Source organism: Pseudomonas fragi (genome assembly GCF_002269505.1).
Classification (GTDB): domain Bacteria; phylum Pseudomonadota; class Gammaproteobacteria; order Pseudomonadales; family Pseudomonadaceae; genus Aquipseudomonas; species Aquipseudomonas fragi_D.
This window is the reverse complement of the sequence record NZ_NQKQ01000014.1, coordinates 96,531-118,035: the sequence shown is the minus strand read 5'-3', so window position 1 is coordinate 118,035 and position 21,505 is coordinate 96,531. Positions and strand designations below refer to the sequence as shown.

The window sequence follows — 21,505 nt, the reverse complement described above, 5'->3', positions numbered from 1 at the left end:
CCCGGTAAACCGCAGGGTCGGCATCGCAGGCAAGCCAGCTCCCATAGGTACTGAGTGATTGCCCACAGGTTTTGCTATGCTCGCGCCCTCGACCGCAAACGCCAATATAGGCGTGTCCCGTTCATATTGAGCCTATTTATGTCTGCCGATACTCAAACCACAACGGTGCGCTTTACCCGTTCCGACTACAAAACCCTGGGCCTTGCTGCCCTGGGTGGGGCGCTGGAAATCTATGATTTCATCATTTTCGTGTTCTTTGCCCTGACCCTCAGCCAGCTGTTTTTTCCGCCGGACATGCCCGAATGGCTGCGTTTGTTGCAAAGTTTCGGGATTTTTGTGACCGGCTATCTGGCACGCCCACTGGGCGGGATCCTGATGGCGCACTTTGCCGATCACCTGGGGCGCAAGCGGGTGTTCAGCCTGAGCATCCTGATGATGGCACTGCCCTGCCTGCTGATCGGCATCATGCCCACTTACGCCGACATCGGTTACTTCGCGCCGCTGATCCTGCTGGCCTTGCGCATCCTCCAGGGCGCAGCGGTCGGGGGCGAGGTACCCAGTGCGTGGGTGTTCGTGGCCGAGCATGCACCGGCCGGGCGCAGAGGCTTTGCGCTGGGCTTTTTGCAGGCCGGGCTGACCTTCGGCTATTTGATAGGTGCCTTGACCGCAACGCTGCTGGCGCAACTGTTCACCCCGGCCGAGATCCTCGATTACGCCTGGCGCTTTCCGTTCCTGCTCGGCGGCGTGTTCGGCGTGATTGGCGTGTGGCTACGCCGCTGGCTGAGTGAAACACCGGTGTTTCTGGCCCTGCGCGAACGTAAAGAGGGGCGGGCCGAGTTCCCCTTGCGCACCGTCCTGCGCGACCACCGTGCTTCTTTGTTGCCAGCCGCGCTGCTGACCTGCGTACTCACCAGCGCTGTCGTGGTGTTTGTGGTCATTACCCCGACCGTGATGCAACAGCGCTTCGGCATGAGCGCCAGCCATACCTTTGCGTTGAGCAGCCTGGGTATCGTGTTTTTGAATATCGGCTGTGTGCTGGCCGGGTTGATCGTTGACCGTATCGGCGTGTGGCGCAGTATCGCGCTGTACAGTGCGTTGCTGCCGCTGGGCATCGGCTTGCTGTACGCCAGCCTGGTCGGGCAGTGGGCAGTGCCCGGTCTGGCTTATGCGTTCGCCGGTTTGACCTGCGGGATTGTCGGGGTGGTGCCGTCGGTCATGGTGGGCCTGTTTCCGGCGCCGATACGGGTTTCGGGAATTTCCTTTACCTACAATATCGCCTATGCGCTGTGGGCCAGCACCACGCCGTTGCTGCTGATTGCATTGATGCCGTGGAGCCCGTGGGTGTGTGTGGGGTTCTGTGCGTTGATGGGCCTTGTGGGGTTGCTAACTGCCCGGCGCTACGGTTTCAGGGGCGCCACGGCAGTCCAGGAACGTTTGCTGGCCAAGGCGGGGATCTAGCGGGTCGAACTTCTGTCATCACGGTGATTGCTGGCTCTAATAGGAAGCATTACTATTCGCGCCCCACCTGTGCAGTCCCGTGCGATGACTCAGAAAGTGCCCCGCAGAACGGGCTTCTTTGAATATTACGAAGAGTTGATCGGAACCTGGACCCGGCGCCTGCGCAATCGCCAGCAGGCGCAAGACCTGGCCCATGACACCTTTGTCCGCGTGCTCGAATCCAACCCGGATGCGGTCGAGCAGCCGCGGGCGTACTTGCACCAGACAGCACGCAATATCGCGGTAGACGGTTTTCGCCGCGAAGAGCTACGCGACGCCAAGGAGCTGGCAGCCGTTCCCCCAAGTTCGTCCGAAACCGGCGATCCGGAGCAGTATATGCGCGCTATCCAGTTGGCTGAGTCGGTCGAAAGGGCTTTGCAGGAGCTGCCGCTCAACTGTCGCAAGGTCTTCGTCTGGCAGAAAATCGAAGGTCTGACCCAGGCCGAGATTGCCGAGCGCCTGGGGTTGTCCAGGAACATGGTGGAAAAGTATATGATCCGCACCCTGCGCCATTTGCGTGAACGCGTGGAGGCTCCGTGATGACATCGGTAAAGGATTGCAGGATGGATACACGAGACTGTACCTGTGGCAGCGCCAGCGTGCGTGACGCGGCTGCGACCTGGTTTGCGCGGGTGCAAGGGCAAACCCTGAGTGTGGCCGAGCAGGCCGAGTTCGAGGCCTGGCGTAGCCGCCACCCTGGCCATGAGGCAGAGTACCAGTGGCTGGCCAGTCTGTGGTCTGCCGCCGACCTGTTGCCCAGGGCCCGTTTGCAGGCGCTGTGTGATGTGCCTGCACCGCGGCACAGCCGGCGTTCGTTTCTGGCCTACGGGCTGGCAGCCAGCATTGTCGCGGTGGCGGCCGGGGCGGGCATATGGATGCAGCTGCAAGCCTCTGCCGGCTATCACGCCACATTTGCCACGGCGCTGGGTGAGCGTCGTACCGTGACGCTGCCCGATGGTTCGGCCATTGAACTCAATGGCCGCAGCCTGGTGCGGGTCAGCTACGAAGGCCAGCAGCGTATTGTCGAACTGGAGCGCGGCGAGGGCATGTTCAACGTCGCCCATGATGCCGACCGGCCGTTTGTGGTGCAGGCCGGGGCCGGGCAGGTGACGGTCACGGGCACCCGCTTTGATGTGCTGCGCGAGGGCGATCAGGCTCGCGTTGCGGTGGAGTCGGGGCATGTGCGGGTGCAGGGGGCCAACCCGGACGCCGTGGTCACCCTGACAGCCGGGTTGGGTACGATTGTTGATGAGCGTGGCCTGGTGGCTGCCGCGCAGCCGGTCAACACCCGTGCGTTGACGGCGTGGCGCAAGGGCCAGTTGGTATTCGAAGACGCCAGTCTTGAAGACGTGGCGGCACAAGTGTCGCGCTACCGTGACAAGCCGCCGTGGGTGAGTACGCCTGCGGTGGCCCGCTTGCGCCTGACCAGCGTGTTCAAAACCAATGACACCGATGCACTGCTCAAGGCACTGCCGCAGATCTTGCCGGTCGCAATCATGACGCGGGCTGACGGCAGCCAGGAAATCATCGCAAAAAAATAAAAGGCCCGTCGATTCAGGTTTTTTTCGAGTTCTTCGTCTTCTTGAACAACTGCAACTGGTTTGCATTAACAGTCGCACTCAAGTGCGATCCATAGGGCAAGACTCGACGTGAAAAACAACAATCCTCGTGGGCGACTTTGCTCGCTTGAAACACCTTTGAGCACTCCATCTTCTGTTGCCCGAGCGCGCTTGCTGCCACTTGCCCTGGCCCTGGCGGTCAGCGCGGCGATGCCTGCTGCGTTTGCTGCGCAATCCGCTTCGAGTGCGATCCATATCCAGGCCCAGCCCCTGGGTGCAGCCCTGAGTCAACTGGCGCAGCAGACTTCGCTGCAGGTGTTTTTCAGCCCGCAACTGGTGGCGGGCAAGCAGGCCCCGGCGGTCGATGGCAATCTGTCGCCTGAACAGGCGCTGGCCCGACTGCTGCAAGGCAGTGGCTTGAGCTACGAACTTGACGGTGATGCTGTAACCCTGCGCGCAGCGCCGACGGTCAGTGCCGCTGCGCCAGCGTCCGGGCCGCTGGAACTGGGCCCGGTGGATGTCAAGGTAGTCGGCAACTGGCTGAGCGATGCCAATGACGCGGTGGTGCAGAACCACCCGGGGGCACGCACGGTGGTGCGCCGCGAAGCGATGGTCGAGCAGGGCACGATGAACGTCAGTGATGCCCTCAAGCGTATCCCCGGTGTTCAGGTGCAGGAGTCCAACGGCACGGGCGGCAGTGATATCTCGCTGAACGTGGGGGTACGCGGTTTGACGTCGCGCCTGTCGCCGCGCTCCACCGTCCTGATTGACGGTATTCCGGCAGCGTTTGCACCCTACGGTCAGCCACAACTGTCGATGGCGCCGATTTCCTCGGGCAACCTGGACAGCATCGACGTGGTACGCGGCGCCGGTTCGGTGCGCTACGGGCCGCAAAACGTGGGCGGGGTAATCAACTTCGTGACCCGGGCCATTCCCGAAACCTTCCAGGGCGAAGTCGGCACAACCCTGGAAACCTCCGAACGCGGCGGCTGGAAGCATATTGAGTCGGCCTTTCTCGGCGGCACGGCGGACAACGGCATCGGTGCCGCACTGCTGTATTCCGGGGTCAAGGGTGAAGGCTATCGTGCGCGCAACAACGACAACGATATCGATGACGTGTTGCTCAAGACCCACTGGGCGCCCACTGACCAGGATGATTTTACTCTCAACTTTCACTACTACGATGCCACGGCAGACATGCCCGGCGGCCTGACCCAGAAGCAATTTGACGCTGACCCGTACCAGTCGCTGCGCGACTACGACAACTTCACCGGGCGGCGCAAGGATGTGTCCTTCAAGTACTTGCGCCAGATCGACGACCAGACCCAGTTTGAAGTCCTGACCTATTACACCGACAGCTTCCGTGGCAGCAACATTGCCGCGCGCAATCTGCAAACCCTGGCTGCGTATCCGCGCAGTTACCACACCTTCGGGATCGAGCCGCGGGTCTCCCATGTGTTCACCCTGGGGCCAGTGACGCAAGAAGTCGGCCTGGGCTATCGCTACCTCAAAGAGGCCATGCACGAAGAGGCCAGCCAGGTGTATCTGGTCAATAACGTGCCTGTGCCAGGCCCCGGGGCTGACGGCCATGTCTATCAAGACCGTACCGGCGGCACCGAGGCCAACTCGTTTTATATCGATGACAAGATCGATGTGGGGAACTGGACGGTCACTCCGGGCATCCGTTTTGAGCGAATCAGCACCCACTGGCACGACCGCCCGGTGTTGGGTAATAACGGCAAGCCGGTGCAGGAGAAAAACCGCAGCATCGACAGCAGCGAAGCACTGCCGGCCCTGAGCGTGATGTATCACCTGTCGGATGCCTGGAAGCTGTTTGCCAACTACGAAACCTCGTTCGGCAGCCTGCAGTACTTCCAGTTGGGCCAGGGTGGCGTAGGTGATGCCACGGCGGCGGGTTTGCGTCCTGAAAAGGCCAAGACATACGAGCTGGGCACGCGCTACGACAATGGCGTGTGGGGCGGTGAAGTGACGCTGTTCTACATCGACTTTGCCGACGAGTTGCAATACGTGAGCAACGACGTGGGCTGGACCAACCTGGGCGCGACCAAGCACCAGGGCATCGAGACCTCGGTTCACTACGACATGTCGGCACTGGACGCGCGCCTTGACGGCCTGTCGGTGAACGCGGGCTTTACTTACACCAAGGCGACCTCCGAGGGTGACATCCCGAACTTCAAAGGGCGTGATCTGCCGCTGTACTCGCGCCAGGTGGTCAACCTCGGTGCGCGTTACGTGGTCAACCGCTGGACCTACAACCTGGACATGTTTGCCCAGTCCCAGCAGCACGCGCCGGGCACTGGCGGGGTGTACATCACTGATCCGACCCCGGATGGCCAGTACGGCGATATTCCTGGATATGCGACCTGGAGCACGCGGGTTGGCTACGACTTCGGCCCGCAAGCGTCAAACCTGAAAGTGGGAGCGGGGATCAAGAACCTGTTCAATCAGGAGTACTACACTCGCTCCAGCGACAATAACGCGGGGATTTACCTGGGCGAGCCGCGTACGTTCTTTGTGCAGGCGAGTGTCGGGTTTTAAGCCAAAAGCGCCCTCACCCTAACCCTCTCCCGGAGGGAGAGGGGACTAAAAGCAGCAGCAAATTTGTGCAACACCTCAAATCGGCTCCCTCTCCCTCGGGAGAGGGCTGGGGTGAGGGGCGCGCTCTAAACCCGCAAAATCCGCCCGCTGATGGCCACGGCCAGGAGCATGGCGGTGATCAGCAAAAAGGCACTGCTCAGGCTGCTGGCATGGGCAATAAAGCCGATGGCCGCAGGCCCTGCCAGAATCCCGGCATAGCCCAGTGTGGTGATGGCTGGCACGGCAATGTGCTCCGGCATCACGGTCTGTTTGCCCACCGCGGTGTACAGCACGGGCACGATATTGGAGCAACCCACGCCCACCAGTGCATAGCCCAGCAGTGCCACTTCCCAGCTCGGTGCCAGGGTTGCCAGGGCCATGCCCGCGGCGGCAAACAACCCACCCAGGACAATCACCAGTCGCGCACCCAGACGCTTGACGATGGTGTCGCCCATCAGTCGCCCAGCGGTCATGGTCAAGGCAAACGCGGCATAACCCAGCCCGGCATAGGCGTCGTCGATACTTTTCTCACTGGTCAGGAAAACGGCGCTCCAGTCGAGCATCGCGCCTTCGGCCAGGAAGACGGTAAAGCACAACAAACCGATAAACAGCACCACGCCGTGGGGCACGGCAAACGCCGGGCCGCTGCTTTCACTGCCATAGGGCAGCAGATGGGGCGCGGCCTTGAGCAGGGCCGCGAGGATCAACACGATCACCACCACAATCGCCCACAGCGGCGACAGACCCAGCGCCAGCAGGGCGCTGACACCGGCCGCACCGGCTATTCCGCCGACACTGAACAGCCCGTGAAACCCCGACATCATATTGCGTCCACTGGCGCGCTCGACGATCACCGCTTGCAGGTTGACAGTTGAGTCCACGGCACCCAGGCCCGCGCCAAACAAAAACAGTGTGGCGATCAACAAGGGTATGGCACTGACCGTTGCCAGCAGTGGCAATGCCAGGCAGATCAGCAGCGTGCCGCCCACCAGCACCCGGCGGCAGCCATAACGGCTGGCGAGGATTCCGGCAATGGGCATCGCCAGGATCGAGCCCGCGCCCAGGCACAGCAACAACAGGCCCAAAGTGGCCTCGTCCAGTCCCGCCCGCGCTTTGGCGTAGGGCACCAGTGGCGCCCAGGCGGCGAGGCCAAAACCTGCGATGAAAAAGGCAATGCGGGTCGACATTTGTTCAAGACGCCCGGGCACGAGGGGCATTTGGGTGGTGATGGCAGTCATGGTCATCCTTGGAAAACGGGCTTTGGTGCGCTGCGGCGTAACATCCTTGCATATTTGCGGCATGAGTCGCGAGGGCGCTGGCGTACGGATTGGCGAGAGTGGTTGAATAGCGCGCTTGCTTATCCCGCTGCCACTGGAAGGTATTTTATGGACAAGAACTCTGACTCCGCAGTGCTGTTGCTCAACCCCGCAGGGCTGTATGACCCTGCGCCCAACGGTTACTCCCATGTTGCCCGTGTGGCAGCGAATGTGCGGCTGGTGTACACCGCCGGCCAGGGCGGCGAGAACGCCCACAGCGAGCTGTCCAGCGACTTTGCCGAGCAGGTCCGCCAGGCCTTTGCCAACCTGCAGATCGCCCTGGCAGCGGCGGATGCGCAGATCAAGGACGTGGCCAAGATCACGGTATTGATCGTTGATCACAACATGGAACGTCTGCAGATTCTGGGCGCTGAGGTAGCGCGGGTCTGGGGCGAGCTGCCGGCACCGGCCTGTACCTTGATCCCGGTGCCGCGCCTGGCGCTGGACGAGATGTTGTTTGAGGTCGAGGCAGTGGCGGCGGTAGCCGTCTGAGAGATTGACCTGTGGGAGCGGGCTTGCTAGCGATAGAAACGGCGCGGTTTACCTGATACACCGCATCGATCCAATCGCGAGCAAGCCCGCTCCCACAGGGACAATGTGGAGCGTTAAACCTGCAATAACCGCTCGCGCAGTTTGCCGATTTCGTCGCGCATTTGCGCCGCGGCCTCGAACTCGAGATCCCGGGCCAGGGCGTACATTTTTTCTTCCAGTTGACGAATGCGTTTGCTGATCTCGCTCGGCGAGCGCAGTTCGTTTTCGTACTTGGCGTTTTCTTCCGCAGCCTTGGCCATGCCTTTGCGCTTCTTGCTGCGCGAACCCGGCACCACCGCACCTTCCATGATGTCGGCAACGTCCTTGAACACGCCTTTGGGCGTGATGCCGTTGGCGAGGTTGAAGGCGATCTGTTTTTCGCGGCGGCGTTCGGTCTCGCCAATAGCGCGCTCCATCGAGCCGGTGATGCGGTCCGCATAGAGAATCGCCCGGCCATTGAGGTTACGTGCCGCCCGGCCAATGGTCTGGATCAACGAGCGCTCGGAGCGCAGGAAGCCCTCCTTGTCGGCGTCCAGAATTGCCACCAATGACACCTCGGGCATGTCCAGACCTTCACGCAGCAGGTTGATCCCCACCAGCACGTCAAAAACGCCCAGGCGCAGGTCACGGATGATTTCGACGCGCTCCACGGTGTCGATGTCCGAGTGCAGGTAGCGCACACGCACGCCGTGGTCGGCCAGGTAGTCGGTCAGGTCTTCGGACATGCGCTTGGTCAGGGTGGTGACCAGTACACGCTCTTCCAGCGCCACGCGCTTGGCAATTTCGGAGAGCAGGTCGTCGACCTGGGTGAGGGCCGGACGCACTTCGATCTGCGGGTCGACCAGACCGGTGGGGCGTACCACCTGCTCGACCACGCGGCCCGAGTGCTCGGCTTCGTAGTTTCCCGGGGTGGCGGAGACAAAAATCGTCTGCGGGCTGATGCGTTCCCATTCGTCAAAACGCATCGGCCGGTTGTCCAGGGCCGAAGGCAGGCGAAAACCATATTCCACCAGGGTCTCTTTGCGCGAGCGGTCGCCTTTGTACATCGCGCCGACCTGGGGCACGCTGACGTGCGACTCGTCGATCACCAGCAAGGCGTCGGCCGGCAGGTAATCGAACAGGGTCGGTGGCGGGGCACCGGACTCGCGGCCCGAGAGGTAGCGCGAGTAGTTTTCGATGCCGTTGCAGTAACCCAGCTCCATGATCATTTCCAGATCGAAACGGGTGCGTTGCTCCAGGCGCTGGGCTTCGACCAGCTTGTTATTGGCACGCAGGTACTCGAGACGCTCCTTGAGTTCCTCCTTGATGCCTTCGACGGCGTCCAGCAGGGTTTCGCGCGGCGTTACATAGTGGCTCTTGGGGTAGAAGGTAAAACGCGGCATCTTGCGGATGACTTCGCCGGTCAGCGGGTCAAAGGCACTGATGCTTTCGACTTCATCATCGAACAGCTCGATGCGTACCGCTTCCAGATCCGACTCGGCAGGGTAGATGTCGATCACGTCACCGCGCACGCGAAATGTCGAACGGGCGAAATCCATATCGTTGCGGGTGTATTGCAGGTCGGCCAGGCGGCGCAGCAACTCGCGCTGGTCGAGTTTGTCGCCGCGGTCGACGTGCAGCACCATCTTCAGATAGGTCTCGGGGCTGCCCAGACCATAAATGCATGACACCGTGGTGACGATAATCGCGTCCTTGCGCTCCAGCAGAGCCTTGGTCGCGGACAGGCGCATTTGCTCGATATGGTCGTTGATCGAGGCGTCTTTCTCGATAAAGGTGTCGGAGGAGGGCACGTAGGCTTCGGGCTGGTAGTAGTCGTAGTACGAAACGAAGTACTCCACCGCGTTATTCGGGAAGAACGACTTGAACTCGCCATACAACTGCGCTGCCAGGGTTTTGTTGGGCGCCAGCACCAGGGTAGGGCGGTTCACATGGGCGATCACGTTGGCGATGCTGAACGTTTTGCCCGAACCTGTTACCCCGAGCAGGGTCTGGTGCGACAGACCGGCTTCGATGCCTTCGATCATCTGGCGAATGGCTTCGGGTTGATCGCCTGCGGGCTTGAAGCGGGTAACAAGCTGAAAATCGGGCATGAAGGACCTCAGGGTTTGCTTCTATAAAAGCAATGGCCTTTATAAGTGCATGCGACTCTGGCCGCAGGAAAAAACAGGATACGGCTAAATATGGAGGTCGTGTCTGACTGTTTCAAGGCACAGCTCTGATACGGGCATATTGGTAAAGATTGCAATTAGACCAGTGGCCTGAAAATAAACTCAAATACTTGCCCAAAACCGGCAATAGCCTGTTGCCCGAATCCTGATCGGGCTTATACTTGCTCCCCGTTTGTGCACCGCTCTAGTGCAATCGGCTGGAGCGTTGTCACCCCCTCCATTCCCCATTCAGAGCCGCCGTAATAATGAGCCTGTTCTCCGCTGTCGAAATGGCACCACGCGATCCTATCCTGGGCCTCAACGAAGCATTTAACGCCGATACTCGTACCAGCAAAGTGAATCTGGGGGTCGGTGTTTACTGCAACGAAGAGGGACGAATCCCGCTCTTGCGTGCCGTTGTCGAAGCCGAAACGATTCGGGTTGCCCAACATGCGTCGCGCGGCTACTTGCCGATCGACGGTATTGCTGCCTACGACCAAGCTGTACAGAAGCTGCTGTTCGGTGCCGAGTCGACACTGCTGGCGGCTGGCCGGGTGATCACCACGCAAGCCGTTGGTGGCACGGGCGCGCTGAAAATCGGTGCTGACTTCCTCAAGCAGCTGCAGCCGGGTGCAGTGGTGGCCATCAGTGATCCAAGCTGGGAAAACCACCGCGCGCTGTTCGAAACCGCCGGTTTCCCGGTGCAGAACTACCGTTACTATGACGCTGCCAGCCATGACGTGAACCGTGCCGGCATGCTCGAAGACCTCAATGCCTTGCCAGCCGGCTCCATTGTTGTGCTGCACGCCTGCTGCCATAACCCGACCGGCGTTGACCTGACCCCGGCCGACTGGCTGAACGTGCTGGATGTGGTCAAGGCCAAGGGCCTGATCCCGTTCCTGGACATGGCCTACCAGGGCTTTGGCGACGGCATCGACGAAGACGCAGCAGCCGTGCGCCTGTTCGCCGAATCGGGTCTGAGCTTCTTCGTTTCCAGCTCGTTCTCCAAGTCGTTCTCGCTGTACGGCGAGCGTGTTGGCGCACTGTCGATCATCACCGAGTCCAAAGAAGAGAGCGCCCGCGTTCTGTCCCAGGTCAAGCGCGTGATCCGCACCAACTACTCCAACCCGCCGACCCATGGTGCAACCATTGCCGCTGCTGTGCTCAACAGCCCGGAGCTGCGTGCGATGTGGGAAGAAGAGCTGGCAGAAATGCGTCTGCGTATTCGTGGCATGCGTCTGCAGATGGTTGAGCTGCTGTCGAAAAAGGCCCCGGGCCATGATTTCAGCTTTGTTGCGCGTCAACGTGGCATGTTCTCGTACTCCGGCCTGACCGTTGAACAAGTGACGCGTCTGCGTACCGAATTCGGTATTTACGCCCTGGATACCGGCCGAATCTGCGTGGCTTCTTTGAATCAACGCAACATTGAAGCGGTAACCGATGCGATTGTTCAGGTCATCTGAATAATCCGCTGAGAAGTCAGCAAAAGTGTTGACTTCTCTTTTTATATCAGTAAGATAGGTGCCATTCCGCGATAGCTCAGTTGGTAGAGCAAATGACTGTTAATCATTGGGTCCCTGGTTCGAGTCCAGGTCGTGGAGCCAGATAGTAAAAAAGCCGCTAGCGATAGCGGCTTTTTTTTGCCTGAAATTTACCAATTCCCCCGTCGCACACCGCAAATTCCCCTCCAAATAATGGCTCTTGGCCATTTTCAAGTGAACTGAAACGTTTTTTTTACGAAGTTCGTCACGAATATCGCTGTTCGATAATAAAAATCATTTACTCATATCTGAGAATGATTATTATTGGCTTCAGTGCTTGCTCGCTCAAAGGACCTGTGTCAGTGATCAGAACTTCTCCGGTGTTTTCCCGGCTTCAAGGCGGGAAGAACGTTTACGGCATGCTCAACTCTCTCCCTTCACCCATGCTTTGCGAGATGCTCGCCTTTGCGGGCTACGACTTTGTAATCCTCGATCTGGAGCACTTGCTGCGCTCTGAAGAAGACCTTATGCATTGCATCCGCGCTTGTGAGGCAGCGGGTATTTCGCCCTGGCTACGCATGCCGCAAGTGGACGAAAAGCTGATCGGCAGGGCGCTCGATGCCGGCATTGAGGCCATTGTGCTGTCCCGTACCGAAAGTGCCGAGCAAGTCCGGTGCGCCATTGAGGCGGCTTTTTTCCCGCCCCTGGGCAAGCGCGGCATTACGGGCGGGCGTATCACCGGCTTCGGTCGCCTGTCCTTGCCCGACTATATCGAGCTGGCGAACCGCCAGACTCCCATCATTCCCATGATCGAAAGCCGCGCCGGAGTTGAAGCTCTGGGGGACATCCTGCAGTTGGCAGGGGTCGGCATGATCATGGAAGGCGCCCTCGACCTGGCCCTTGATCTCGGCCTGGGGCCGGATCCGCTCAATCCACTGGTCTGGCAAGCCCTGCAAGGCATGGCCGACGCCTGCCTTGGCGCCGGCGTGGCTTTTTGCGCCAACCCCCGCACCGCCGAACAGAACGCGCAATGGCGTTCCCGCGGCGTGCGCAGTTTTCTGGCCGGTGAAGACCGTGGCTTGCTGCATAACGCACTCAAAGCCCGCCTGCATTCTCTCCAACAGCAATAATGAGCCGACGTAGTCCAATGAAAACAAAATCTCTACACTTTTCACTGAGCCTCATAACACTGGGCATCTGCCACGCGGCCATGGCCGCGGATCAACCGGCGGGCAACAGCGTGGAGCTGGCGCCCATGACAATTCAGGGCGATGTCCTGGGAGCCGCCAGTGATCAGGAGGTACGCACCTATGCGGGCAGTCGCAGCGTAATCGATTCCAGTGACCTGAAAAAAGCCAGCACCCGCGGTCTGGACGATGCGCTGCAACGGGTTCCGGGCATCAAGATTTTTGACGAAACCGGTACCGGTGCGCTGCCTCAGATTTCGGTACGCGGGCTGTATGAAAGTCGCAGCGGCCGGATTCAGGCCTTGTCAGATGGCATTCCACTCGCGCTGGCGCCGTACGGCCAGACCGGTCTGTCGCTGTTTCCCATGACCATGGCCACGGTCGACCGGGTTGATATCGTGCGCGGGGGCGCAGCGGTGCAATACGGTCCGAACAACGTCGGCGGGGTGATCAACTTCATCAGCAAGCCGATCCCCCGCGAGTGGGAAACCACCCTGCAGGAGAAGACCACGTTCAATGCTGGCGGGCGCCAGTTGTGGGACACCTATCTGGGTACCGGCGGCTACCTGACCGATAACTTCGGCCTGCAACTGGATATCAATACCCTGAGCGGCGAATACGGCCGCGAGCACTCCGATACCGATGTGCAGAACTATCGCCTGCGCGGCCAGTGGAACATCGATGACGACCGTGATCTGAGCTTTGGCGTTCAGCATTACAAGGCCGACATGGACCTGGCCGGCGCGCTCAGCGTCAAGGACTACAAGGACGACCCGCGTCAGTCAACGCGCCCGCTGGACCGCTTCGAAGGTGACACCGACCGTGTGTGGGGCACTTACACCCAGCGCCTGGGTGCCATGGGGCCATTTGACTCGGTTGAGTTCAGCTGGACCAACTTTGCCCACAACAGCTACCGCAATTTCGTCGTCGGCTTGCCGTTCACCCCGGACGGCACGGCCGTGACCAAGCAGGACGGTCCGCGGGACTTCAAGGTCTGGGGCTCGGAGCCGCGCATCAGCGCCACCATCGATGGCGATACCGTCGGCCAGACCTGGTTGCTCGGCGCCCGCTATGTCAGCGAAGACATCAGCTACAAGGTCAACCGCCAAAGCCTCGCCACCGGCGTCACCTCGCCGTTCCGTGACTGGAAGTTCGATGACAGCGCCCGTGCGTTTTACATCAGCAACGCCATCAGCCTGCTCGATCATCGTCTGACTATCACCCCCGGTGCGCGCTATGAAAACGCGCACATGAACTACAGCGATGGCATCACCGGGTTCGAGCGCGAGAACAAGTCTGAAGAATGGCTGCCGGGCCTGACCGTGGGTTACCAGGCGAACGATGCCTGGTATGTCTACGCCAACGCGCAGAAGTCCCTGCGTCCGCCCCAGGTCACGCAGATCGTCAAGGAAGGCGCGGTCGGTGCCGAACTGGCATGGAACTACGAGACCGGCGTGCGTTACACCCCGTGGGACGGCATGCGGGTTGACTTCAACCTGTATCGCATCGATTTCGATGATCAGATCGTCTACAACGCCACCACTGACCGTTTCGACAACCTTGGCAGCACCCGTCACCAGGGTTTCGAGACCGATATTTTCTGGACCCCGCAGGCCATGCGTGATCTGGACCTGCATGCCGGTTATGCCTATCTGGATGCCAAGCAACGCAATGGCACCTACAAGGACAACGAAGTGCCGTACTCCTCGCGCAACCAGTTTATGGTGGATGCCCGTTACCGTTTTGCCGAGCACTGGACCTACAACCTCGACGGTCTGTACATCAGCAAGGCTTACACCGACGCTGCCAATACCCGCGAAGAAAACGCCTCGGCCAGCGTGGGCGAACTGCCTGCCTACTGGGTCTGGAATACGGCCATCGAGCGTGAATTCCCGCTGGCAGACAAGAGCGTCCTGACTGCCTCGGCAGGCATCAGCAACCTGTTCAACCGCGAATACTATTTCCGTGGTATCGACACCAGCCCTTGGGGTCGTCAACCCGCGCCAGAGCGTTCGCTCACCTTAGGCGTCAACTACCGCTTCTAACCGCGCACACGCGCTTTTGTAAATCAGTTGCCCGATCCAGCGGGACGGGCAACTGTTGCCCCCAGGAAACTGCCATGCAACGTCCATTTGTCATCCTTGCCCACGTCGCACACCCAGCCATTCTCGAGGGTTTTATGCCAGCCGCGCAGCAGCGCGGGCTGCCGATTGTGCTGATCACTGATCACGCACAGGAACACCGTCGCCTGCTTGCCGGTTCGTCGCTTTCGCCGGACCGGCTGCAGGTGATCGAGTGCGATGTCTTTAACCCGCTGGCGGTTATCGAAACGCTCAATGGCCAGGGTTTGCGCCCGCTTGCCGTGTTTTCCAACAGCGACCATCTGCAAACCGCGACAGCCGTGGTGGCCGAAGCGTTCGAGTGCCCCGGCAAAGACTGGCGGTTGTGCCATGCGGCCAAAAACAAGGCGGCCATGCGTGAGCGCATGCAGCGTCTGGGGTTGCCCGGGCCGTGGTTCCAGGTGCTCACATCACGTTGCGAGTTGCCTGACGATGCGCCATGGCCGGTGGTTGCCAAGCCCCGTGAAGGGGTGGCCAGCCTGGACGTGCGTTTGTGTCACAACGCCGCCGAACTGAGCGCTTATTGCGCACGGTTCTGGCAGCAGCAACCGGATCGTGCACTGCTGCTGGAGGCGTATCTGGAAGGGCCGCTGTTCACCCTCGAAACCCTCGGTGACGGTCGCAGCCTGCAAGCCATCGGCGGCTTTGACGTAAGCCTTTCTGCACCGCCTCATTTTGTCGAACTGGCTGCCCGCTGGAATGGCCCGCTCAGCAGCGCACAGCGGTCAGCTGCTCTGGCGCAAGTGGCGGCATTCGGGGTCAATTTTGGCGTTTGCCATAGTGAGTTCATTCTTACGGCCCAAGGCCCGGTGCTGGTGGAGATCAACTATCGCAGCATCGGCGACGGTCGCGAGTTTTTGCTCGAGCGGCTGCTGCCACAGGGCTGGTTTGACCGCATTGTTGCCCTGCATCTGGGCCATGGGCTGGTCGATGCTCAACCGGCTCAGGCCCAGGCGACCGTGCATTACCTCGTCGCTGACCGCTCGGGGCGGCTGGATCAGGCCAGTGCCAGCTTCAATGTCGAGTCCGAGGGTCACTGGTGTGATTACCGTGCACTGCAACATGCCGGTGACACCGTGACCATCAGCCATTCGAACAAGGACTACGTCGGTGTATTGCGTCTGATAGCCCCGGATGCCGTAAGCCTGGATGCGCAACTCAATTCGACCCTCAATGACCTGAAATGGGTGGTGGCATGAGCCTGTATCCAGACGCTGCCGATCAGGCGTACATGACCCGCCGCATCATCGATTGCTGCCTGCGTGAAGATATTCGCGGGCTGGTCAGTCAGGGCCGGATCGCTCAGCTGCCCGAGGCGCTGAGCCAGCACCTTGCGCACGAACCCGGTGGCCACTGGCTGCGGATTGCCCATTTGGGGGCTGACGAGTTGTGGCTGCCAGTGGTCAGGGCGTATCCGTTGCAGGAGTGGGTATGTACAGGCGATGCCTGGGTCGTGGTTGCGCCACACATGACCGGGGTCCAGCGTGGTTACCCGCTTTGGCTGGGCCACTTGAGCCAGGGGCTCGATGAAGAGAGCCTTGAACTGTTCGCCGCCTACGTGCAGGAGGCCGATTGCGCCACCACCCACCGCACCCTGTGCCAGCAAGCCTATCAACATCATGCCTCCGGGCTCGATGATGTAACTGCGCTCAAGGACTGGTCGCAACGGCTGCTGAAAATCGACCAGTTGGCAAGCTATCTGGACCACCCGTTTTACCCGACGGCACGGGCCAAAAGTGGTTTTGATGGCGAGGCACTTGCACGCTATGCGCCCGAGTTTGCGCCGCGCTTCGAGCTGAACTGGCTGGCGGTCCCGAAGCAGGCGCTGACCCTGACCAGCCCGCAGCCGCCGCATTGGCCGGGCTTCGAGGACGTCGGCCTGGCAGCGACCCTGCACCACAGTCATGCATTGATACCGGTTCACCCGCTGACCTGGAGCGAGCTGGAGCAGTTCGCCCTGCCTGAAGGTACGATGAAGGCACCGCTAACGGCCATGCTGGTCGAACCGACGCTGTCGGTGCGCACTGTGGTGTGCAGCGCTCAACCTCATTGGCACATCAAGTTGCCGTTGCTGGTAACCACCCTGGGTGCACGCAACCTGCGCCTGATCAAACCGAGCACTCTGTACGACGGTCACTGGTTTGAAACGACCTTGCTGGCATTGGCCGGGCGTGACCCGGCGCTGGCGTCGCGCTTTTTGCACGTTGATGAACAACACGGCGGCCATGCTGCGCAAAGCCGTCACCTGGCCTATATCGTGCGCCGCTATCCGGCGGGTCTGGAGAACGCCACGCTGGTGCCTGTAGCCGCACTGGCCAGCCCGCTTGCCGATGGCCACCTGTTCCTTGAACAACTGGTCGAGCGCTTTTATGCCGGCTCCTTGCAACACTGGCTCGACGATTATCTTGATCTGTTGCTGCAGGTTCATCTGCGGCTGTGGTTGCAGTACGGCATTGCGCTTGAGGCCAATCAGCAGAACGCCGTACTGATTTTCGAACCGGGTCAGCCAATGCGCCTGCTGATGAAGGACAACGACGCCGCGCGCCTGTGGCCGCAACGTTTCGCTGCAGCCTGCCCGGATCTCGCCGAGCTGCCGGCGGCCTTGCTGGATGAGCGTATCCGCGTTGACAGTAGCCAGCCCCTGGCCGAGATGTTCTGCACCATTACCTTGCAGCTCAATATCGTTGCCATTGTGCAGGCCATTGCGGCCGCAGGGCTTGCGACTCAAGCCAGCCTGTATGGCACGCTGCGTGAACGCTTGACTGGCTGTCTGCAGCAACTCGAAGTCGAAGGCATCAATTGTGACGACGCCCGCCGCTGGCTGCTCGACAGCCCAAGGCTGCCGGTCAAGTACCTGCTCAGCGCAGGCAGCCTGTTCAGCAAGGCCCACTCCGGGGCCAGTGACATCAACAAGTTCTATGGCTACAGCGCGGCGAACTTCCTGCTGGAGGAGGTGCCATGCAGCGCCGTTTGATCGCCAGCGTGCTGCTGGGGCATTACCTGTCGGCCTTTACGGCGCTGGGGATTCCCTTGTATTTGCCGCGCATCCTGGCCGATCTGGCGCCTGCCACACCGGGTTGGGCCATCGGCGTGCTGTTTGTCCTGCCGACCCTGTGCACCGCCCTGGCGGCACCCATCTGGGGCCGCTGGGCGGACCGCAACGGCTGTCGCCTGTCGTTGCTGCGTGCCCATGCCGGGTTGTTTGCAGGTTTTCTGCTGGCGGGCTTTAGCCTCAACCTGACCGTATTTGTCCTGGCGTTGATTATCCAGGGCACTTTTGGCGGAGCAATGGCAGCTTCCAACGCCTACCTGTCGACTCAGTTCAAGGGCGGGGATCTGTCCCGGGCCCTGAACTGGACGCAATATTCGGCACGCCTGGCAATGATCAGCGGCCCGATCCTGCTGGGGCTGCTGACCTCCCGGGGTCTGGGCATAAACCTTTACAGCTGGCTGGCGTGGTTGCCGCTGCTGGCTTTTGTACTGGTATTGCCACTGCCCAACGACAACCCCCGGCATGCCCTGGACAGCATGAAAACCGTAGCACCGACAGAGTTGCCGCCCGACATGGCGCGGTTGCTGGCGGTGCAGTTTTTGTTCAGCTTCGCCATGGTGGTCACCTTTCCCTACTTCATGCCTTACGGCGAACAACTGGGAATTGGCAACGACACCTTGATCGGCGTGCTCTACAGCCTGCCGCATGTGGTTTACCTGCTGGCCTTGCCCTGGGTCCACAAGCACCAGGGCAACCTGCTGTTACCGGGGCTGGCGCTACTGGCGCTCAGCAATGCGCTGCAATTCTGGAGCGTACACCCCGAGCCTTTATTCGTGCTGCGACTGCTCAGCGGGGCGGGCATGTTGCTCAGCTTTGTCGGGCTGCACCGTTGCCTGAGCCAGCGCAGCCGACAAGGCAGTGCAGGGCGCCTGTTCGGCTGGTTTGACGCCAGTGGCAAATGGGCCGGCACCGCTGCCGGAGGCACGGCCGCGGTGGTCAGCCAAATGTGCGGGATTGCTTCGCCCTTTCTTGTTGCGTGCCTTGCGGCTCTGGCAGCCATGGCGCTGGCGCGCCCTCTAATGATCACTTCCCGGGAGATTCCGGCATGATGTTCGCTCCAGATACACTGTCCCTCAATGACCATGCCCTCGATGGCGAAGCCCAGCGTCATGCCATCGAATGCCTGCTCAATTGCTATTTGCGTGAATACGCCTTGCCGCGTAATGAAGCCAACCTGAACTATCAGGCCCAGGATCTGCCGATGAGCCTGCGCCAGGCCAATGGCCGCTGCATTGGCATCCGTCTGCCCGGCGGCCGGTTGGTGGTGCGTATCGACAGTGCCAGCCTGCTGGGCCGTTGCCATTACATCGGCGCGCCTTATTTCAAGGGCAACCAGCAGAGCTGGCGACCGCTGGATGCCCAGGAGCTGGCCAGCCTGCTGTGTACCCCCCTGAGTGGTGCGCAGCGCGTCGGTGAGATGCTGCAACAGGTCGCCAACAGCCTGCAGATCACCCGAACCTTTCTGCGCCATTCGCGGCCGGCCAACCAGGCATCCGACAGTCTGCTGGCTTCAGAACAGCATCAGCTTTGGGGGCACGCCCTGCACCCTACGCCGAAAAGCCGTGAAGGTATCTCCCATCACGATTTGCTGGCCTGCTCGCCGGAAGTCGGCGCGACCTTTCAGTTGCACTGGTTCAAGATCGACCCGGCGCTGCTACGTCATCAGGGCGAGGACCCGCGCAGTACCCTGCAGCAACTGGCGGGGCGCGACGATGCCTATCCGTGCCACCCCTGGGAAGTCGGCCGCATACTGGCCGACCCTCTGGTGCAGCGCGCCCAGCAACAGGGCCTGATCGAATACCTCGGGCCTCTGGGCCAGGCCATGTTCCCGACCTCGTCGGTGCGCACGCTTTATCATCCGCAAATGGCCTACTTCATGAAGTTCTCCATGCATGTGCGGCTGACTAACTGCGTGCGCAAGAACGCCTGGTATGAGCTGGACAGTGCAGTGGCCCTGACCCGGCTGCTGGGGCCGGTGATGAGTGAACTGGCGATCCGCCAGCCGGACTTTGTGCTGATGCCCGAACCCAGTGCTACCAGCCTGGACCTCAGTGCTTTGGGAACCCTGGAAGAGGCTCGCGAAGTCACCGAATGCTTCGGTATCGTTTACCGGGAAAACCTGTCCATTGCCGATCGCGAGGCCTATCAGCCACAAGTGGCAATGGCGCTGTTTACCTGGGACTTGCAAGGTCGCAGTGTCTGCCGCCAGCAGCTGCGGCGTTATGCCGACAACAGCGGCCTGGGTATCGAGCAGGCCACACTCAACTGGCTGGATGCCTATGCCGCGAAAATGCTGGGTGGCGTGCTGTATTGCCTGTTCCGTCAGGGTGTGGCGCTGGAGCCGCATTTGCAGAACACGGTTATCGGTTTTACCCGGGACGGCTTGCCGAGCCGGGTGTGGATCCGCGATCTGGAGGGCACCAAGCTGGTACCTGAAATCTGGCCGGCAGAGCGCCTGAGTGCACTCGACGAGCGTACCCGCAGCTCGGTCTACTACAGCGCGCAAAAGGCCTGGCAGCGGGTGGGTTACTGCGCTCTGGTGAACAATCTGGGCGAGGCGATTTTCCATCTGTCCAACGGCAGCGAGGTGCTGGAACAGCAGTTGTGGGCGCGCATCGGCGATTTGCTGCACGCGCAGTCGGCTTGTCTGGGCCATCCGCAGCAACTGCGCGAGTTGTGCGCCGGTGCACCGTTGCCGAGCAAGGAAAACTTTATGACCCGCCTGATGATGCGGGCCGACCGGGAGGCCGGTTACACCCAGCTACCGAGCCCGTTGGCGATGATTGAAAAGAGCGAATGCGCATGACTCTTCCTGCAGCTGTTAATCGGTGTATCGAGCAACTCAAGGCTGAGCATCACGCGCCATTGTGTGCCTATGTTTATGACCTGCCGGCCCTCGAGCGGCATATAAAGGCGATGCGTGAAGTACTGCCTGAAAACTGCGAATTATTCTATGCCGCCAAAGCCAACCCGGAGGCGCGGGTGTTGAAAACCCTTGCTCCCTGGGTGGACGGTTTTGAAGCCGCCTCGGGTGGTGAGCTGACCTGGCTGCATGAGCAATGCCCCGACCAGCCACTGATCTTTGGCGGCCCTGGCAAGCTTGATCGTGAACTGGATATAGCCATGCAGTATTGCATCTCGGCGTTTCATGTCGAGAGTGTGACCGAGCTGCGCAGCCTGGCGCGCATCGCCCGTGAGCGCGGGGTGCGGGCACCGGTCATGCTGCGCCTGAACCTCAAGCTGGCAAGGGCGCCGCAGAGCAGGCTGGTGATGGGCGGTAAGCCCACACCGTTCGGCCTGGATGAGGAGGGGCTGGCCAGTGCGCTGAAAATAGTGCGCGAAGAGTCGTCGTTGGAACTCAAGGGGTTGCACTTTCATTTGCTGTCTCACCAGCTGGATGTCGATGCGCACCTTGAGTTGATTCGCAGCTACTTTCTGACTTTCCGCCAACTGTGTGCAGATCACAACCTGCAACTGCCAGTGCTGAATGTCGGTGGTGGCATGGGCATCCATTACCAGGATGTGACGCAGTCATTCGACTGGGCTCGGTTTTGCCGGGGGCTCAAGGAGTTGATCGACGAGTACGGTATGGGTGCAACCCGTATCCGTTTTGAAATCGGGCGTTTTATCAGCGCAGCCTGTGGTTATTACGTGATGCAGGTGCTGGATATCAAAAGCAGCCACGGTGAGTTTTTTGCCATCGGGCGTGGTGGCACCCATCACTTCCGCACGCCTGCAGCACAGGGTCATGATCATCCGTTCACGGTTGTGCGAGGTACAGAGCCTGCGCAGATCACCGGTCAGAGCGTCACCCTGGTAGGCCAGCTGTGTACGCCCAAGGATGTTCTTGCCAGGCAGCAACCTGTTGCGCAACTGGCGATCGGTGACCTCCTGGTGTTCACCCTGGCGGGCGCCTATGCGTGGAATATCTCGCATCAGAACTTCTTGATGCATGAACCGCCGCGGAAGGTTTTTATCGAGGGTTGATTGCACACAACTGGCAGCTCAATAGCTGCC

General features: G+C 60.6%; 15 protein-coding genes and 1 tRNA gene. 14 read left to right on the top strand and 2 right to left on the bottom strand.

The genetic code is table 11. The features are described 5' to 3' along the window. Positions 1-138: 138 nt before the first annotated feature. The 4 genes from CJU81_RS14245 to CJU81_RS14230 all read left to right on the top strand — a co-directional run bounded on the left by CJU81_RS14245 (position 139) and on the right by CJU81_RS14230 (position 5,615). Positions 139-1,458 (top strand): MFS transporter, encoded by a 1,320-nt coding sequence (locus CJU81_RS14245; RefSeq protein ID WP_095037165.1) that lies wholly within the window; start codon positions 139-141, stop codon positions 1,456-1,458. Between the two features lie 84 nt (positions 1,459-1,542). After that, the gene (locus CJU81_RS14240; protein WP_095037176.1) at positions 1,543-2,037 is read left to right on the top strand and encodes a sigma-70 family RNA polymerase sigma factor; all 495 of its coding nucleotides are present in this window, start codon (positions 1,543-1,545) and stop codon (positions 2,035-2,037) included. Between the two features lie 23 nt (positions 2,038-2,060). After that, entirely contained in the window at positions 2,061-3,038 is a 978-nt protein-coding gene (locus CJU81_RS14235; RefSeq protein WP_095037164.1) for a FecR family protein, read from the top strand. A gap of 228 nt (positions 3,039-3,266) precedes the next feature. After that, positions 3,267-5,615 (top strand): TonB-dependent siderophore receptor, encoded by a 2,349-nt coding sequence (locus CJU81_RS14230; RefSeq protein ID WP_254924879.1) that lies wholly within the window; start codon positions 3,267-3,269, stop codon positions 5,613-5,615. 125 nt (positions 5,616-5,740) lie between these two features. On the opposite strand, the gene CJU81_RS14225 is transcribed toward CJU81_RS14230, so the two are convergent. Then, positions 5,741-6,892 (bottom strand): MFS transporter, encoded by a 1,152-nt coding sequence (locus tag CJU81_RS14225; RefSeq protein ID WP_095037162.1) that lies wholly within the window; start codon positions 6,890-6,892, stop codon positions 5,741-5,743. Positions 6,893-7,039: 147 nt separating this feature from the next. Here CJU81_RS14225 and CJU81_RS14220 point away from each other — a divergent pair, with 147 nt between their 5' ends. Then, positions 7,040-7,462: a RidA family protein gene (locus CJU81_RS14220; RefSeq protein WP_095037161.1), complete on the top strand. Its 423-nt coding sequence runs from the start codon at positions 7,040-7,042 to the stop codon at positions 7,460-7,462. Between the two features lie 113 nt (positions 7,463-7,575). On the opposite strand, the gene uvrB is transcribed toward CJU81_RS14220, so the two are convergent. Further along, the gene (gene uvrB, locus CJU81_RS14215) at positions 7,576-9,591 is read right to left on the bottom strand and encodes an excinuclease ABC subunit UvrB (RefSeq protein ID WP_095037160.1); all 2,016 of its coding nucleotides are present in this window, start codon (positions 9,589-9,591) and stop codon (positions 7,576-7,578) included. Between the two features lie 323 nt (positions 9,592-9,914). Here uvrB and CJU81_RS14210 point away from each other — a divergent pair, with 323 nt between their 5' ends. The 9 genes from CJU81_RS14210 (at position 9,915) to CJU81_RS14170 (ending at position 21,475) form a co-directional block, all read left to right on the top strand. Next, a complete protein-coding gene (locus CJU81_RS14210) occupies positions 9,915-11,111 on the top strand; it encodes an amino acid aminotransferase (RefSeq protein WP_095037159.1) in 1,197 nt (398 codons plus the stop codon). Between the two features lie 65 nt (positions 11,112-11,176). Next, positions 11,177-11,252, top strand: a tRNA-Asn gene (locus CJU81_RS14205). Positions 11,253-11,491: 239 nt separating this feature from the next. Next, positions 11,492-12,259, top strand: a complete 768-nt coding sequence (locus CJU81_RS14200; RefSeq protein WP_254924877.1) for an HpcH/HpaI aldolase family protein — start codon at positions 11,492-11,494, stop codon at positions 12,257-12,259. A gap of 17 nt (positions 12,260-12,276) precedes the next feature. Next, positions 12,277-14,361, top strand: coding sequence for a TonB-dependent receptor family protein (locus CJU81_RS14195; RefSeq protein ID WP_095037157.1), 2,085 nt, complete (start codon positions 12,277-12,279; stop codon positions 14,359-14,361). 74 nt (positions 14,362-14,435) lie between these two features. Further along, a complete protein-coding gene (locus CJU81_RS14190) occupies positions 14,436-15,635 on the top strand; it encodes an ATP-grasp domain-containing protein (protein WP_095037156.1) in 1,200 nt (399 codons plus the stop codon). Next, on the top strand, positions 15,632-17,410 hold the full coding sequence (locus CJU81_RS14185) for an IucA/IucC family protein (RefSeq protein WP_095037175.1): 1,779 nt from the start codon (positions 15,632-15,634) through the stop codon (positions 17,408-17,410). The genes CJU81_RS14190 and CJU81_RS14185 overlap by 4 nt, the downstream gene beginning before the upstream one ends. Beyond that, positions 17,395-18,537: an MFS transporter gene (locus tag CJU81_RS14180; protein WP_095037155.1), complete on the top strand. Its 1,143-nt coding sequence runs from the start codon at positions 17,395-17,397 to the stop codon at positions 18,535-18,537. The genes CJU81_RS14185 and CJU81_RS14180 overlap by 16 nt, the downstream gene beginning before the upstream one ends. Continuing rightward, positions 18,534-20,294, top strand: coding sequence for an IucA/IucC family protein (locus CJU81_RS14175; RefSeq protein ID WP_095037154.1), 1,761 nt, complete (start codon positions 18,534-18,536; stop codon positions 20,292-20,294). Before CJU81_RS14180 ends, CJU81_RS14175 begins: the two co-directional genes overlap by 4 nt. Further along, positions 20,291-21,475, top strand: a complete 1,185-nt coding sequence (locus CJU81_RS14170) for a type III PLP-dependent enzyme (RefSeq protein WP_176464848.1) — start codon at positions 20,291-20,293, stop codon at positions 21,473-21,475. The genes CJU81_RS14175 and CJU81_RS14170 overlap by 4 nt, the downstream gene beginning before the upstream one ends. The last annotated feature ends 30 nt before the right edge of the window (positions 21,476-21,505 follow it).